Source organism: Microbacterium sp. FG3, assembly GCF_057809335.1.
The window spans coordinates 23,881-38,634 of sequence record NZ_JBMDJT010000025.1 but is presented as its reverse complement, the minus strand read 5'-3'; the positions used below and the strand labels follow the sequence as shown (position 1 = coordinate 38,634).

General features: G+C 72.8%; 10 protein-coding genes. 4 read left to right on the top strand and 6 right to left on the bottom strand.

Translation table 11 applies throughout. The features are described from left to right. Positions 1-98: 98 nt before the first annotated feature. A complete protein-coding gene (locus ACODR5_RS09460) occupies positions 99-728 on the bottom strand; it encodes a TetR/AcrR family transcriptional regulator (RefSeq protein WP_488983453.1) in 630 nt (209 codons plus the stop codon). A gap of 117 nt (positions 729-845) precedes the next feature. Here ACODR5_RS09460 and ACODR5_RS09455 point away from each other — a divergent pair, with 117 nt between their 5' ends. The 3 genes from ACODR5_RS09455 to trxA all read left to right on the top strand — a co-directional run bounded on the left by ACODR5_RS09455 (position 846) and on the right by trxA (position 6,457). Beyond that, positions 846-3,623, top strand: a complete 2,778-nt coding sequence (locus ACODR5_RS09455; RefSeq protein WP_488983452.1) for an MMPL family transporter — start codon at positions 846-848, stop codon at positions 3,621-3,623. After that, positions 3,620-5,767 carry a YhgE/Pip domain-containing protein gene (locus ACODR5_RS09450; RefSeq protein WP_488983451.1) on the top strand — a complete coding sequence of 716 codons (2,148 nt, stop codon included), beginning with the start codon at positions 3,620-3,622 and terminating at the stop codon, positions 5,765-5,767. The genes ACODR5_RS09455 and ACODR5_RS09450 overlap by 4 nt, the downstream gene beginning before the upstream one ends. 315 nt (positions 5,768-6,082) lie before the next feature. After that, positions 6,083-6,457, top strand: coding sequence for a thioredoxin (trxA, locus tag ACODR5_RS09445; RefSeq protein WP_460816261.1), 375 nt, complete (start codon positions 6,083-6,085; stop codon positions 6,455-6,457). Between the two features lie 63 nt (positions 6,458-6,520). Here trxA and ACODR5_RS09440 read toward each other — a convergent pair whose 3' ends face one another. Then, complete coding sequence (locus ACODR5_RS09440) at positions 6,521-8,377, bottom strand: BCCT family transporter (RefSeq protein ID WP_488983450.1); 1,857 nt, start codon at positions 8,375-8,377, stop codon at positions 6,521-6,523. A gap of 212 nt (positions 8,378-8,589) precedes the next feature. Between ACODR5_RS09440 and ACODR5_RS09435 the strand changes: the two genes are divergently transcribed. Continuing rightward, the gene (locus ACODR5_RS09435) at positions 8,590-10,020 is read left to right on the top strand and encodes a glycosyltransferase (RefSeq protein WP_460816257.1); all 1,431 of its coding nucleotides are present in this window, start codon (positions 8,590-8,592) and stop codon (positions 10,018-10,020) included. On the opposite strand, the gene ACODR5_RS09430 is transcribed toward ACODR5_RS09435, so the two are convergent. The 4 genes from ACODR5_RS09430 to ACODR5_RS09415 form a co-directional block, all read right to left on the bottom strand. After that, positions 9,965-11,143, bottom strand: coding sequence for an acyltransferase family protein (locus tag ACODR5_RS09430; protein ID WP_488983449.1), 1,179 nt, complete (start codon positions 11,141-11,143; stop codon positions 9,965-9,967). The two genes, ACODR5_RS09435 and ACODR5_RS09430, sit on opposite strands and share 56 nt — an antisense overlap. Before the next feature lie 49 nt (positions 11,144-11,192). Then, positions 11,193-12,197 carry a c-type cytochrome biogenesis protein CcsB gene (gene ccsB / locus ACODR5_RS09425; RefSeq protein WP_488983448.1) on the bottom strand — a complete coding sequence of 335 codons (1,005 nt, stop codon included), beginning with the start codon at positions 12,195-12,197 and terminating at the stop codon, positions 11,193-11,195. Positions 12,198-12,330: 133 nt separating this feature from the next. Further along, positions 12,331-13,998 carry a cytochrome c biogenesis protein ResB gene (gene resB / locus ACODR5_RS09420; protein WP_488983447.1) on the bottom strand — a complete coding sequence of 556 codons (1,668 nt, stop codon included), beginning with the start codon at positions 13,996-13,998 and terminating at the stop codon, positions 12,331-12,333. Beyond that, on the bottom strand, positions 13,979-14,737 hold the full coding sequence (locus tag ACODR5_RS09415; protein ID WP_488983446.1) for a cytochrome c biogenesis CcdA family protein: 759 nt from the start codon (positions 14,735-14,737) through the stop codon (positions 13,979-13,981). Before ACODR5_RS09415 ends, resB begins: the two co-directional genes overlap by 20 nt. Positions 14,738-14,754 lie beyond the last annotated feature (17 nt).

Genomic DNA, 14,754 nt, shown 5'->3' with positions numbered 1-14,754 from the left:
CGAAGCGCCGCCTCGCTCTCGCGGGACGCGAGAGCGCGAGCACGCGAGCGGCACCCGCGGAGCGGGTGCCCGAGCGGCGCAGACTCGAAAAGAAGAGTTCAACCCAGCATCAGCTGGGCGATGCGGGCGACCTCGGCCACGCACTCCTGCTCGCGCTCGCGGTCGGGCAGGCCCGCGAGCACCGCGCGCGTCGCCGCCGAGTCCCACATCGCCATGAGCAGGCGCGCCGCGGCCGGCGCCTCGAGACGCAGCCTCAGCCGGCGCACGCGCACGACGTCCTCGATGATCGCCGCGATCTCGCCCAGCAGGCGGGCCTCCTGCTCCACGAGCGCGGCGCCGAACGCCTCGTCGCGCATGCCGCGGATGCGGATCTCCGCGTGCAGCATGAGTCCGATCCGGTCCTGCACGAGCGAGTCGAGCACGCGCGTGAGCGACGCGAAGTCGTCGCCGTCGAGGAACGAGGGGTCGGTCGCCAGCTCCGCCATGCGGTGACGCACCTGCGCGATCTGCTGGCCGGCGACGTGCGCGGCCAGCTCGAGGAAGAGCTCGTCCTTGCTGTCGAAGTTCGAGTAGAACGCGCCGCGCGTGAAGCCCGCGCGCTCGCAGATCGTCTCGACCGACGCGGCGCCGAGACCGACCTCGGCGAACACCTGCACCGCCGCGTCGAGCAGGCGCGCCCGGGTGTTCTCGCGGCTGCGGGCCGCCGGCTGCTGTGGCTCGGTGGTCACGGTCGTCCTTTCCCGGGTGATGTTCAGACACGCGTCCGAGGGCGCGCACTACGATACACATACGTATCGGATACAGCGTTGTATCGAATCCCCGCTCCCCGCTCACCGGAGGCGTCTGTGTCCACTCTGCTCTACTCGCTCGGCCGATGGTCGTTCCGCCACCCCTGGCGCGTGCTCGTGTCGTGGATCCTGCTGCTGCTCGTCGTCGGCGCGGGCGCGCTGGGCCTCAACAAGGGCTTCGACAACTCCTTCTCCATCCCCGGCACCGAGTCGCAGGAGGGCCTGGAGCAGCTGAGCCGCACGTTCCCGCAGGTCGCCGGCACATCCGCCCAGGGCGTCGTCGTCGCCGCCGACGGCGACGAGATCGAGGACGAGGCCTACCGCGCGCCGATCGAGGACCTCGTTGCGCAGATCGAGGGGATCGACGACGTCACGGCCGTCACCTCGCCCTACGACGAGTCGGTGGACGGCACGATCTCGGACGACGGCGCGGCGGCGATCGTGCAGGTCCAGCTCGACGGCCAGGCCACGACGCTCGACGAGTCGGTCAGCGAGGCGATCGAGGAGGCGTTCCACGGCCTGCGCGACGAGCTGCCCGACGGCGCGACGGTCGCGCTCGGCGGCGAGCTGTACGCCACGGAGCTGCCCACCGTCACGATCACCGAGGCCTTCGGCGTGATCGTCGCCCTCATCGTGCTCATCGTCGCGTTCCGCGCGATCGCGATGGCGGGCGTGCCCCTGGGCGTCGCGCTGCTGGGCGTGGGCGTCTCGATGCTCGGCATCGTCGCCGCGACCGGCTTCGCCACCGTCAGCGCCACGACGCCCATGCTCGCGCTCATGCTCGGGCTGGCGGTCGGCATCGACTACTCCCTGTTCATCGGGGCGCGACATCAGGATCAGGTACGCGAGGGCGTGCCGCTCGAGGAATCGGCGGCGCGCGCGACCGGCACGGCGGGATCGGCCGTCGTCTTCGCCGGCGTCACGGTGCTCATCGCGCTCATCGGGCTCGGCTTCGCGGGCATCCCGTTCCTCACGACCATGGGCGTCGCGGCGGCCGTCGCGGTCGCGATCGCGGTGGCGATCGCCATCACGCTCACCCCCGCGTTCCTCGGCTTCGTCGGCGCGCGCGCCGGCGGACGGCCGCCGCGCCCCCGCAAGGGCGCGCCGCGCGTCGGATTCTCGCGCCGCTGGGTCGAGGCCGTCACGCGCCACCCGGTCGTCACCACCGTCGCGGTCGTGCTCGGCCTGGGCATCATCGCCGTCCCGGCCGCGCAGCTGCAGCTCGCGCTGCCCAACGCCGGCGTGCTGCCGGAGGAGAGCGAGGCCCGCCAGGCCTACGACCTCACGGGCGAGCACTTCGGCGAGGGCTTCAACGGCCCGCTCATCCTCACCGGCACGATCGTGACCTCCGACGATCCGCTGGCCCTCATGGAGGACCTCGGCGAGGAGGTGGAGCGGATCGACGGCGTCGCCGAGGTCGCGCTCGCCACGCCGAACGAGACGATCGACACGGGCATCGTGCAGATCATCCCCGAGACCGGCCCGTCCGATCCCGCGACGGCGGACCTCGTGCGCGAGCTGCGCGCGCACCACGACGAGTGGCTGGACGAGTACGACATCGACCTGAAGGTCACGGGCTTCACGGCCGTGTCGATCGACATCTCCGACCAGCTCGCCGGCGCCCTGCTGCCGTTCGGGGTCTTCGTCGTCGGCCTGTCGTTCATCCTGCTCATGATCGTGTTCCGCTCGATCTGGGTGCCGCTCAAGGCCGCGCTCGGCTACCTGCTGTCGATCCTCGCCGCGTTCGGCGTCGTGACGATGGTGTTCGAATGGGGCTGGGGCGCCGACCTGCTGCACGTGTCGAAGACCGGTCCCGTCATCGCGTTCATGCCCATCGTCGTCATGGGCGTGCTGTTCGGCCTCGCGATGGACTACGAGGTCTTCCTCGTCTCGCGCATGCGCGAGGACTACGTGCACGCCGCGAAGCGCCGCGGGCTGCTGGGCCGCGTGGCCCGCCCCGACGCGCGCGAGGCGGCGAACGAGACCGCGCTCGAGGCCGTGCGCAGCGGCTACACGGCGTCGGCCCGCGTCGTCACGGCGGCGGCGGTCATCATGTTCGCCGTGTTCGCGGCGTTCGTGCCCGAGGGCGACAGCAACATCAAGCCGATCGCGCTCGCGCTGGCCGTGGGCATCGCGGTCGACGCGTTCCTCATCCGCATGACCCTGGTGCCCGCCGTCATGGCGCTGCTGCGCCGCCACGCGTGGTGGATGCCGGCGTGGCTGGAGCGGATCCTGCCGCACTTCGACATCGAGGGCGAGGCCGTGGAGCGCGAGCGCGCCCTGGCCGACTGGCCCGAGCCCGGATCGACCGCGGTCGTGGCTGCCGAGGGGCTGGAGATCTCGGCCGGCGACGTCGTGCTCGCCTCGGGCGTGGACCTGCGCGCCGAGCCCGGCGAGGCCATCGTGCTGAGCTCGGCCGATCCGCGCGCCTCGCGCGCCGTCGCCCTCGCGATCGCGGGCCGCGTCGCGCCGTCCGACGGGCTGCTGCGCGTGGCCGGGCACCTGCTGCCCGCCCGCGCCGCGTGGGTGCGCACGCACGTGGGCCTCGGGCTGCTCGCCTCGGGCGACGATCCCGTCGCCGCCGCGCGCCACGCGCTGCAGGGCCGCCCCGCCGCGGTCGTGCTCGACGGCGTCGAGCGGCTCTCGGCCGCCGAGCGCGACCAGGTCGCCGCCGCGCTGCGCGACGCGGCCTACGTGGCCGATCCCGACCGCCCGCTCACGGTCGTCGCGACGTGCGCCGACGCGGCCGTCGCGCGATCCCTGCTCTCCGACGCCGGGTGGGCCACCGTCCACCGCGTCGCCGTGAACGACTCGACCCTCGAGGTGAACGCATGACCGTCCTGGAACCCGCGCGCTCGCGCAAGCCCGTCACCTGGCTCACCGTGCTGGGCGTGCTGCTGCTGCCCGCCGTGATCGGCGGCGTGCTCGTCGCCGCGCTGTACAACCCCACGGAGCGACTCGAGAACATGTCGGCCGCCATCGTCAACCTCGACGATCCGGTCACGATCGACGGGCAGTACACGCCCCTCGGCCGTCAGCTGGCCGCCGGGCTCGTGGACGGATCGGATGACCTCGACAGCAACCTCGACTGGGTGCTGTCGAACGAGGACGACGCGAGCGAGGGCCTGCGCGACGGCACGTACCAGGCCGTCGTGACCATCCCGGAGGAGTTCTCGGCGGCCGCGACGTCGTCGGGCCAGGCGCTCTCCGGCACGCAGGAGGCCGCCGAGCAGGCGACGATCGAGGTCACGACCGCGCCCGACGCGCTCGTCGTGGACGAGGCGATCACGGCGCAGGTGGCCGACGTGGCCGCGTCGACGATGGGCGACATGCTCTCGGAGGCCACGCTGTTGAACCTGCTCATCGGCTTCACGACGATGGGCGACCAGCTGGGCGACGCCGCCGACGGCGCGCGCCAGCTCGCGGGCGGCGCGGGCGAGGCCCGCGCCGGCGCGGATCAGCTGGCCGACGGCGCCACGCAGGCCGCGGACGGCGTGGGTCAGCTCGGCGACGGCGTCTCGCAGCTGGCCACGGGTGCCGGCGCCTCGGCCGACGGTGCGCACCAGCTCGCCGGCGGCGCCGCCGCGCTCGCGCAGGGCCTGCGCGGCGACGGCACCGGCACGGGCATCGCGGACGGTGCGCAGCAGCTCGCCGGCGGGGCGCAGCAGCTGGCGGACGGGATCGGTGCGGTCAACGTCGGCCTCAACGGCGACGGCACCGCGGCGAACCCGGGACTCGCGGCCGGTGCGGCCGGCGTTGCGCAGGGCGTGAACGGACTGAAGTCCGGGCTGACGGATCTCCAGCCGGCGGCTTCCGCACTTGGGAACCTTGCGCAGTCCTGCGCTCTTTCGGGCGCCAACGAGAAGTTCTGCCAGCAGCTCCAGGCGGTGGCGGGAACGGAGGCTGATCCTGGCCTTGTCGCGGGGATCTCCGGGCTCGCTTCGGCCGCTGCTGACCAGGTCGCGCCCGGCGCACAGCAGGTCTCCGACGGCCTCGCGCGGGTCGCAGGCGGCACCCCGCAGCTCGCCTCCGGCGCCCAGACCCTCGCCACCGGCGCCTCCGGCCTCGCCGCGGGCGCCGCGCAGAGCGCGGACGGCGCCGACCAGCTCGCGGCGGGTGCGAGCGAGCTGGGCTCGGGTCTCGACCAGCTCACCTCAGGCGCCGAGCAGGCGGCGGCCGGTGTGCCGCAGCTGCACGACGGCGTCTCGCAGCTCGCCACCGGCGCGGGCGACCTCGGCGACGGGATCGGCGAGCTGGCCGGCGGCGCGAGCGAGCTCGCGGGCGGCCTCGAGCAGGCCGTCGACGCCGTGCCGTCGTACGGCGAGAGCGAGGCGCAGGACCTGGCCTCGGTCGTCGCGAACCCGGTGGGCACCTCGGGCACGGGGGACTCGCTCTTCGGCGCGTCCGCGATCCCGCTGCTGGCCACCGCCGTGCTGTGGTTCGGCGGGCTGGCCACGTTCCTCGCCCTGCGCGCCGTCAGCGCGCGCGCCCTCACCTCGCGCCGCGCGTCGGTGCTGCTCGCGGGCGGCGCGCTGCTGCCCGCCGCCGTCATCGGCGCCCTGCAGGGGGCGCTCGTCGCCGGCATCCTGCAGCTGGCCGGCGGCTACGAGATCGGCACCTTCTGGGGGCTGCTGGGGGTGTCGGTGCTCGCCGGCGTGGCGTTCGCGGCCGTGCACCAGGCCCTCGTGGCGGTGTTCGGCGGCGCGGGCCGCTGGATCGCCGCGATCGTCGGGGCCGTGGCCATCGCCGTGAGCATCGTCTCGACGATCCCGTCCGAGCTGCTCGGGGTGAAGGCGTTCCTACCCACCACGCCGGCGTTCGACGCCTTCCTCGCCGTCGTGGCCGACACCGGCGCGGGCGGCGCGGCGATCGCCGGCCTGCTCATCTGGGCGGTGCTGTCGTTCGCCGTCTCGACCCTCGCGGTGGCGCGCCGCCGCTCGGTCTCGACGAAGGCGCTCCTCGAACCCGCCTTCGCCTGACGCGCGCACGCGGACCGAGGCCCGGGCCCTCCCGCCCGACCTCGGCCCGCACTGCGCTCGGCCTCGGCTCCGCGCTGCGCGCTCCGCTCGGCCCGTCTCGGCTGCGTTCGCTCCGCTCACTCCGCTCGACGACCACACGCCCGCTCGTCGACCGGAGCGCCCGAAGGGCGCGCAGCGGAGACAGGTCGAGCGAAGGCCGCGCAGCGGCCGGAGTCGAGACCACCCGCTCGACCACGCAGAGCGCCGCACTGCACAATCCCCTGAGCATTCCGGCGTGACGGCCCACGAGGCGCGTGAGGCTCCTAGGCTCGGTGGATGGCTACCACCGAGATCACGAAGGACAACCTGAACGACACGATCGCGCAGGATGGCATCGTCCTGCTCGACTTCTGGGCCGACTGGTGCGGCCCGTGCACGCAGTTCGCGCCGGTGTTCGAGAAGGCATCGGAGGAGAACGCCGACATCACGTTCGGCAAGGTCGACACCGAGGATCAGAAGGAGCTCGCGGCGGCCTTCCAGATCACGTCGATCCCGACCCTCATGGCCTTCCGCGACGGCATCGGCGTGTTCGCGCAGCCGGGCGCGCTTCCCGAGCAGAGCCTGAACCAGCTCATCGCCGCCGTGCGCGGGCTCGACATGGACGACGTCCGCCGCCAGGTGGCCGAGAAGCAGGCCGCCGCCGAGGGCTGATCCGGCCATCCGCGACCCGAAGGGGCCGCTCCACGCGCAACGGAGCGGCCCCTTCTTCGTGCATCAGCCTCGAGGCGGAGACGGCCTGCGCAGGCCGGTCGTGCGCTTGAGGCGGTAGTCGATGCGGTCGTCCACGTACTCGTCGAGCACGGGCGACGACCCGATGCTGCCGGCGATCTCTCCGGTGATGTGCTCGGTCACGCGCTCGAGGCGCGCCGTGCTCTCGGCGTACTGCATCGTCTTGTACTCGTAGGTCAGCGCCTTGACGATCGAGATGGCCATGAGGATGAGGATCACGCTGAACGGCAGCGCCGTGATGAGCGATCCGGTCTGCAGCGTCTGCAGCCCGCCGGCCAGCAGCAGCGCGATCGCGAGGGCGCCCTCGAGCACCGCCCACAGCACGCGCGACCAGACCGGCGGGTTCGGGTGCCCGCCCGAGGCGAGCATGTCGACGACGAGCGAGCCGGAGTCGGACGACGTGATGAAGAACAGCGCGACGATCACGATCGTCAGGACCGACAGGACCGACCCCAGCGGCAGGCCGCCGAGCACCTGGAAGAGCGAGCCCTCCGCCGAGACCTCGCCGTCGACGACGAGGTCGCCCTCGCCGAAGAACTGGCGGTACAGGCCGTTTCCGCCCAGCACGGAGAACCAGATCATGCCGACGATCGTCGGCACGAGCAGCACACCCGCGATGAACTGGCGCACGGTGCGGCCGCGCGAGATGCGCGCGATGAAGACGCCGACGAACGGCGCCCACGCGATCCACCATCCCCAGTAGAAGATCGTCCAGCTCGAGAGCCACTCCTGCGCCTCGGCGCCCTGGTACGCGCCGACGTCGACCGTCATCTCGAGCACGTTGGCGAGGTACACGCCGAGGGACTGCACGAGGTTGCGCGCAAGGAACAGGGTCGGCCCCAGCACGAGCATCGACACGAGCAGCACGCCGGCGAGGCTGATGTTGAGGTTCGAGAGCCACTTGATGCCGGCGCCCAGGCCCGAGATGACCGAGATCATGGCGAGCAGCGTGATCGCGACGATGAGCACGACGAGCAGGGTCGTGTCGGCGGCCGAGACGATGCCGATCGCCTGCATGCCCGCGGCGATCTGCTGCACGCCCAGGCCGAGCGACGTGGCGACGCCGAACACCGTGCCGAAGATCGCCACGATGTCGATGACGTCGCCGAGCCAGCCCTTCACGCGATCGCCGAACAGCGGCTCGAGGGCCCAGCGGATCGAGACGGGCCGGCCGCGGCGGTGGATCGCGAAGGCGAGCGCGAGGCCGATCACGGCGTACACCGCCCACGGGTGCAGGCCCCAGTGGACGAACGTCTGCGCCATCGCCATGCCGGCGAGCTCGGACTCGTCTCCCGACCAGCCCGGCTTGGGCTGCACGGTGGCGTACGTGAGCGGCTCGCCCACGCCGTAGAAGATGAGGCCGATGCCCATGCCGGCACTGAAGAGCATCGTGAACCAGCTCATCAGGCCGAACTCGGGCTCGTCGCCCTCGCGGCCGAGCGTGATGGATCCGAGCTTCGTGAGCGCGATCGTGATCACGAAGACGACGAAGCCGCCGACGACGAGCATGTAGTACCAGCCGAGATCGGCGACGATCCACCCCTGGGCGGCGTCGAAGACCTCGCGCGTGCGCACGGGGAACACGATGGCGAGGACTGCCACCGCGACGATCACGATCAGCGCGGGCCAGAACACGCGCGGCGAGACGAGTCCCTTGCCGATGCGCACGCCCTGCCGCCGCAGCTTGCGGGTGATCTCCTCGTCGGAGTCCTCCTCGGCGATGTAGTGGCGCTCGGGCACGCGCTCGATCGCGGGGTTCTGCGGGAGCTCCTCCCCGCTCAGCGGGTCGATGTGCGTGGGGACGGCGCCGGGATCCTCCGGCGTGCCGGGCTGCGTGCTCAACGGTCTTCCTTCCGTCATCCGGTCGGGCGAGCAGAGCCGATCGAGCGGCGCCGTTCCGTGTGGTGCGGCCCGGTCAGCTCCTCGGTCAGTGTAGTTGCGCGGCCCGGCGGCGCTCCGGGCCGCGCGCGGAAACTGGGGAGAGCCTGGGGATTTGCGCGTTCGGCGGACGACACGCCCCTCGATCGGCAGCGAGTCGGCGTACGCTCCCGGACATGTTCCACCGCCGCATCCGCCTGCCGTCGGGAAGGCAGTTCGCCCTGACCTGGGCCGTCGGAGACGAGTGGGGCGGGATGACGTCGGCGATGCTGCATCGCAGCGCGGCGTTCGCCCGCCTCGCGGGCGCGCCCGTCACGGTGCTCACGCTCGATCCCGACCCCGACTACCCGGCGCGCGCCGAGCGGCTGCGCGCCGACGGCCGGCTCCCCGAGGGCGTCTCGCTCGCGAACCTGTGGGACTGGCTGCGCACGCACCCGCTGCCCGGCGGATCGCTGCGCCTCGGCCGGCACGCGTTCACGCCGCTCGCGGAGCTCGGCCCGGATCCGGCGGAGCGCATCGAGGAGCGCGAGCGCGACGGCCGCGTGCTGAGCCGGGTGCGCCGGGCCGCCGACGGCGAGATCCTGCAGACCGACCACTACCGGCTCGACGGCAGCCTGCTGCTGTCCGAGCGGCGCGACACCGCGGCGCGCGGGCGTCTGGGCGGCAAGTCGGTCGTGCTGTGCGACGAGGGCGGCGCCCCGGTGCGCTCGTGGGGGCGGATCGCCGACCTGTACCGCGCCTGGCTCGACGCCGTCACGGCACGCCGGCCATCGTTCGTCATCGTCGACAGCAAGACGACCGCCCGCTGGGCGATCGAGTACCGCCGGCGACACGTGGTCACGATGCACGTCGTGCACGCGTCGCACCTGGTGGGCACGGAGCGGCCGTTCGGGCGGCTGCGCGAATCGCGCCGGCGGGTGTTCGAGGACCTGGACGGCTTCGACGCCGTCGTGCTGCTCACGCCGCGCCAGCGCGACGACGTCGTGGCGCTGCTGGGGCCGCACGCCGGGCTCGAGGTGATCCCGAACAGCCGGGATCTGCCGCCCGCTCCCCCGCCGCGAGGCCGCTCGCCGGGGCGGGGCGTCGTGCTCGCGAGCCTGACCCGTCGCAAGCGCGTCGGCCACGCGATCCGCGCCGTCCAGGCCGCGGCGCGGCAGGGGGCGGACGTCACGCTCGACGTGTGGGGCGAGGGCGAGGAGCACGCCAGGCTCGAGTCGCTCGCCGACGATCGCGTGCGGCTGCGCGGCTACGCGCCCGGCGCGGCGGCCATGCTGGAGGAGGCGTCGTTCCTGCTCTCCACCTCGACGTCCGAGGGGTTCCCGCTCGTGCTCGTGGAGGCCATGACCGCGGGGTGCCTGCCGATCGCCTACGACGTGCCGTACGGGCCCGCCGACATCATCCGCGACGGCGAGAACGGCTTCCTCGTGCCCGCGGGCGACGAGGAGGCCCTCGCGGCGGCGATCGTGCGCCTCGTAGGGCTGCCCGAGCGCGACAGGGCCCGCATGCGGCGCGCGGCCATGGCGACCGCGCGGCGCTACTCGGACGAGGAGATCACGCGCGCGTGGGCTCGGGCGATGCACCGCGCCCGTCGCCGGAAGTCGGGCTGAACAGCGCCGCCACGCGCGCCCCGGCCGCCCGCGCCACGCGATGCGCGGGCCGCTCCACGACGCGGAAGAACGCCCAGGCCACGACGAGGCTGAGCGGCACACCGACGAGCGCGACGAGACCCCAGCGCTCGTCGCCCCATGCGAAGGCGAGCGTCGCGAGGATCGGCGCGTGCACGAGGTAAAGGCTGAACGACACCTGGCCGAGCCACCGCACCGGCCGCGTCTCGAGCAGGCGCGCCGCCAGCGGCGAGCCGATCGCGACGAGGATCAGCCCCGCCGCGCCCGCCCCCGCGAGCCCCCAGAGCGCGTCGCCGAGCGCGCTCGAGGCGGGCACGAACGGCCGCGTCCACCACGACGCGATCAGCAGCAGCGCCGATCCGACGGCGGCGGCCAGCCACAGCGCCGGGCGGCGCCGCTCGCGTGCCCACCGCGTGAGGTCGGGCAGCCGCACGGCGATGAGGCACCCGACGAAGAACGTCGGCAGGTAGACGAGCGCTTCCAGGTCGAAGGGCCGCTCATCGAGCACGCGGCCCGCCACCATCGCCGCGACGCACACCGCCGCCGCGGGCCAGGCCCAGCGCCGCAGCAGGATCGCCAGCGCGACGTAGACGGGCAGGAGGATGCTGAACAGCAGCTCCCAGCGCAGCGACCACAGGGCGTTGACGGTGTCGTACGAGGCGGGGGTGAGCGTCGCCTCGCGCAGCGCGAGCTCCCAGTCGGGGAAGGAGATGTTCGCGTTGATGATCCACGCATCGGGCGTGACGGCCGCCTCGTCGCGCGGGAACACGACGACCAGCAGCACCGAGAGCAGGATCGCCGCCCACACCGGCAGGTACAGCCGCAGCAGCCGCGAGACCGCGTAGCCCGGCCACGAGAACCCGTCGCGCAGCGCGGGCAGCGTGATGACGAGCCCCGAGAGGACGAAGAACACCTGCACCGCCTCGGTGCCCGCGAAGCCCAGCTTGAGGGGCGACTCGGTCGCCGTCTCCCAGACGAGCCGCGCCGTGCCCTCGTCCGCGAAGGGCTGGGCGATCAGGCTCGCGTGGTACAGCACGACGACGAGGGCGGCCACGCCGCGCACGCCGTCGAGCGCGTGCAGTCTGCGGGATGCGGATGCCGGCATCCGCCCAGCCTAGGCATGGCGCCCGTGCGGACGCCGAGCGGGCCGCGCCTCAGCTGAGGCCGCTGTAGGCGTGCAGGCCGTCGAAGAAGGTGTTGACGATCGTGAAGTTGAACAGCACGGCGGCGAAGCCGACGATCGCCAGCCACGCCGAGCGGCTGCCGCGCCAGCCGCGCGTCGCGCGGGCGTGGATGTAGCCGGCGTAGAGCACCCAGATGATGAAGGTCCAGACCTCCTTCACGTCGAAGCCCCAGTAGCGGCCCCAGGCGTCCTGCGCCCAGATGGCGCCCGCGATGAGCGTGAAGGTCCAGAAGATGAAGCCGACGATCGCGAAGCGGTACGCCAGCCCCTCGAGCGCCTCGGCGGAGGGGATCGTGCGGAGCATCGAGCGCCGGCCCGCCGCCCCGGGCGACTCGAGCGCCTTGCGCTCGCGGCGCGCCTGCAGCAGCTGCAGCACGCTGAGCGCGAAGGCGAGCGCGAGGAACGCGGTCGCGAGCGAGGCGACGAAGACGTGGATGACGAGCCAGATCGACTTGAGCGGATCCATCAGCGGCACGATCTCGACATAGAACGTCGAGGAGGCGCCCAGCAGCACCGTGACGAGCCCCGTCATGAACGTGCCGAGGAAGCGCAGGTCGCGGAAGATCAGCACGCCCAGGTACACGGCCGTGATGAGGAGCGTGCCCGTCATGGCGAACTCCCACATGTTCGACCACGGCACGCGCCCGGCGGCCACGCCGCGCAGCACGGTGCCGCCCAGGTGGAAGACGAAGCCCAGCACGGTGAGCACGGTGCCGATGCGCCCGAACACGGCCCGCTTGGCGCCGCCTGCGGGGGCGTCCGACGGCTCGTCCTCGGCGAGCGCGGCCGTCGATCCACCGGAGGACGTCGCGGCCCCGGCCGTCACGAGGCGGCGCTCGGCGTCCTTCACCTCGATCGACTGCTGCGAGCGCTTCGCGAGGTCCACCGCGTAGGCGATGAAGGCGAGGGCGTAGATCGCGATCGCGGTCCAGATCAGGATGACGGAGTAGGTGTCGAGCTGGGCGATGTCGGGCATGCGCTCATCCTACGTTCGGGCATCTGGGAGCGGGCTTGCCGTCTGATCGCGAGTGGCTTGCTGTGGCTGAACTCATCGGTTGCTGAACGAAGGCGCGCCAGCGCCGGAGATGAAGCGACCAGCGCAAGCCGCGTCAGTCGCGCAGGGCGGCGAGGTGCTTCTCGGCGAGCTGGTCGACGGCGGCGCCGAGGCCGGGATCCTCGCCGCGGGCGAGACCCGCGTACTCGATGCGCACGGCGTCGCCGTCCTCCGTGGCCTTCACCCACACGCGCCGGCGCGGCACGAACAGCGCCGTCAGCAGACCCAGCACGGCGAGCACCGCGAAGACGAGCACCCACGCCGCGGACGCGTCGTGGTGGATCTGCAGCGACGCGAAGCGCTTGACGGACTCCGTCATGCCCAGGGCCGGGTCGAAGCCCTCGGGCGTCTCGTCGACGAACTCGATCGTGCCCCAGCCGTTCGGCAGCTCCTGCGACTCCCCCGGCGCGAGCTCGATCGACTCCACGCCCGTGTCGCCGCCCGTCAGGCGATCCATGCCCGTGGGGTCGAGGGTGTACACGTTGCGCGGCGTGCCGTCGTCGATGCCCAGGTCGCCCGCGTACACGTCGAGCGTGAGCACGGGGTTGAGCAGGTCGCCGTAGATCGAGGTGAGCGCCCCCGTCGTCAGCTCGCCGACGGTCGGATAGAAGAAGCCGACCATGCCGAGCTGCTCGGGCATCCCGTCGGCCACCTTCACCACGCCCTGCGAGGTGAGGTTGTTGTCCTGGGGCAGGAACGCGACCGAGTCGTGGAAGACGACCTCGCCGTCGGCGTTCGTGATCCGGATCGTCGGGGCGTAGCCGTTGCCCAGCAGGTAGATGCTGTCGCCGCCCACCTCGAGCGGGTCGTTCACGCGCACGGATCCCTCGGTCGCCTCGCCCCCGCCCGGGTAGCGCACCGAGACGTTCGCGGAGAAGTCGCCCGCCTGGCCGGCGCCGTTCGTGCCGGGCGGCTGGTAGGTCACGTCGAACGACTCGAGCGTCATGGCGTACGGGGTGAGCGCGTCGTCCGAGACCCAGCGGCCGCGGTTCATGGACGAGTAGTCCAGCAGCGAGTTGACGAACGTCGTCCCCTCCACCACCACGCGCTGGCCCGTGTAGGCGAAGCCGCCGCCCACGCCGACGGTCACGAGCACGCCCACGAGCGCGGCGTGGAAGAGCAGGTTGCCCGTCTCGCGCAGGTAGCCGCGCTCGGCGGAGACGGATCGCGTGCCGCGGCGCTCGTCGTCGTAGCGCTCCACGCGGTAGCCGGCCGCCCTCAGCTGTCGCTCGGCGAGGGCGACCGCCGCGGCGGCGTCGGCACCCTCGAGCGTCTCGGCGCGGTGATCCGCGAGCCGGCCCAGGCGCGCCGGGGTGCGCGGCGGGCGCGAGCGCAGCGCTTTGGCGTGGTGCTTGGTGCGCGGCAGGATGCAGCCGATCAGCGAGACGAACAGCAGCAGGTAGATGGCCGAGAACCAGGGCGACTGGTACACGTCGAACAGCTGGATCGCGTCGAGCACCGGGAACAGATCGGGGTTCTCGGCCTCCCACTGCACGACGCCGTTGGGGTCGGCCATGCGCTGCGGGAAGATCGATCCCGGCACGGCGGCGATCGCCAGCAGCAGCAGCAGCACGAGCGCGGTGCGCATGCTCGTGAGCTGCCGCCAGGCCCAGCGCAGCCAGCCGACCGGGCCGAGCGCCGGCTGGTTCACCGACTCGTCGCCGTCCACGTGGTCGGACGGACGGAGCGGATCGGCCTGCGCCTCAGAGCGGGAGCGGGACACTCGTCAGCACCCCCTGCAGTCGAGACATGATCATGGTCCACACGCCCGTGACCATCAGCAGGCCGAGGATCACCAGCAGCACGCCGCCGACGATGTTGACGACGCGGATGTGGCGGCGCAGGAAGGCGAGCGAGCGCGTCGCCCAGCCGAAGCCGAGGGCGACGAGCAGGAACGGGATGCCGAGACCCAGCGAGTACGTCACGCCGAGCAGCGCCGCGCGACCGGCGTCGCCCGTGGTCCAGGCGATCGACATGATGGCCGACAGCGTCGGGCCGATGCACGGCGCCCAGCCGAGGCCGAGCGCGATGCCCAGCAGCGGCGCCCCGACGAGGCCGAGGCCGCCGCGCACCTGCGGGCGGACGATCCGCTGCGCGACGCCGAACATCCCGATGAACACCAGCCCCATCGCGATGATGACGACGCCGAGGATGCGGGTGATGAGGTCGCCCCACTGCAGGCTGAAGCGCTGCATGGCGCCGCCCGCGAGGCCGCCGAGCACGATGACCGTGACGAACACGAGGGTGAAGCCGGCGATGAACAGCAGCACGCCGCCGACCATCCGGCCGCGCGGGGCGCGCTCGGCCGGCGTCTGCGGCGAGACGGCGCCGGCGACGAAGCCGAGGTAGCCGGGCACGAGGGGCAGCACGCACGGCGAGAGGAACGAGATGAGGCCGGCGAGCAGGGCGATCGGCAGCGCCGCCCACAGGGCGCCGTCGAAGACGAGGGAGCCGGCGTTCACGCGCGGCCCGATCCGGA

Bases quoted from the DNA above. Each gene is read 5' to 3' on its own strand.
- ACODR5_RS09450 (WP_488983451.1), top strand. From the start codon at position 3,620: ATGACCGTCCTGGAACCCGCGCGCTCGCGCAAGCCCGTCACCTGGCTC.
- trxA (WP_460816261.1), top strand. From the start codon at position 6,083: ATGGCTACCACCGAGATCACGAAGGACAACCTGAACGACACGATCGCG.
- ACODR5_RS09435 (WP_460816257.1), top strand. From the start codon at position 8,590: ATGTTCCACCGCCGCATCCGCCTGCCGTCGGGAAGGCAGTTCGCCCTG.
- ACODR5_RS09430 (WP_488983449.1), bottom strand. From the start codon at position 11,143: ATGCCGGCATCCGCATCCCGCAGACTGCACGCGCTCGACGGCGTGCGC.
- ccsB (WP_488983448.1), bottom strand. From the start codon at position 12,197: ATGCCCGACATCGCCCAGCTCGACACCTACTCCGTCATCCTGATCTGG.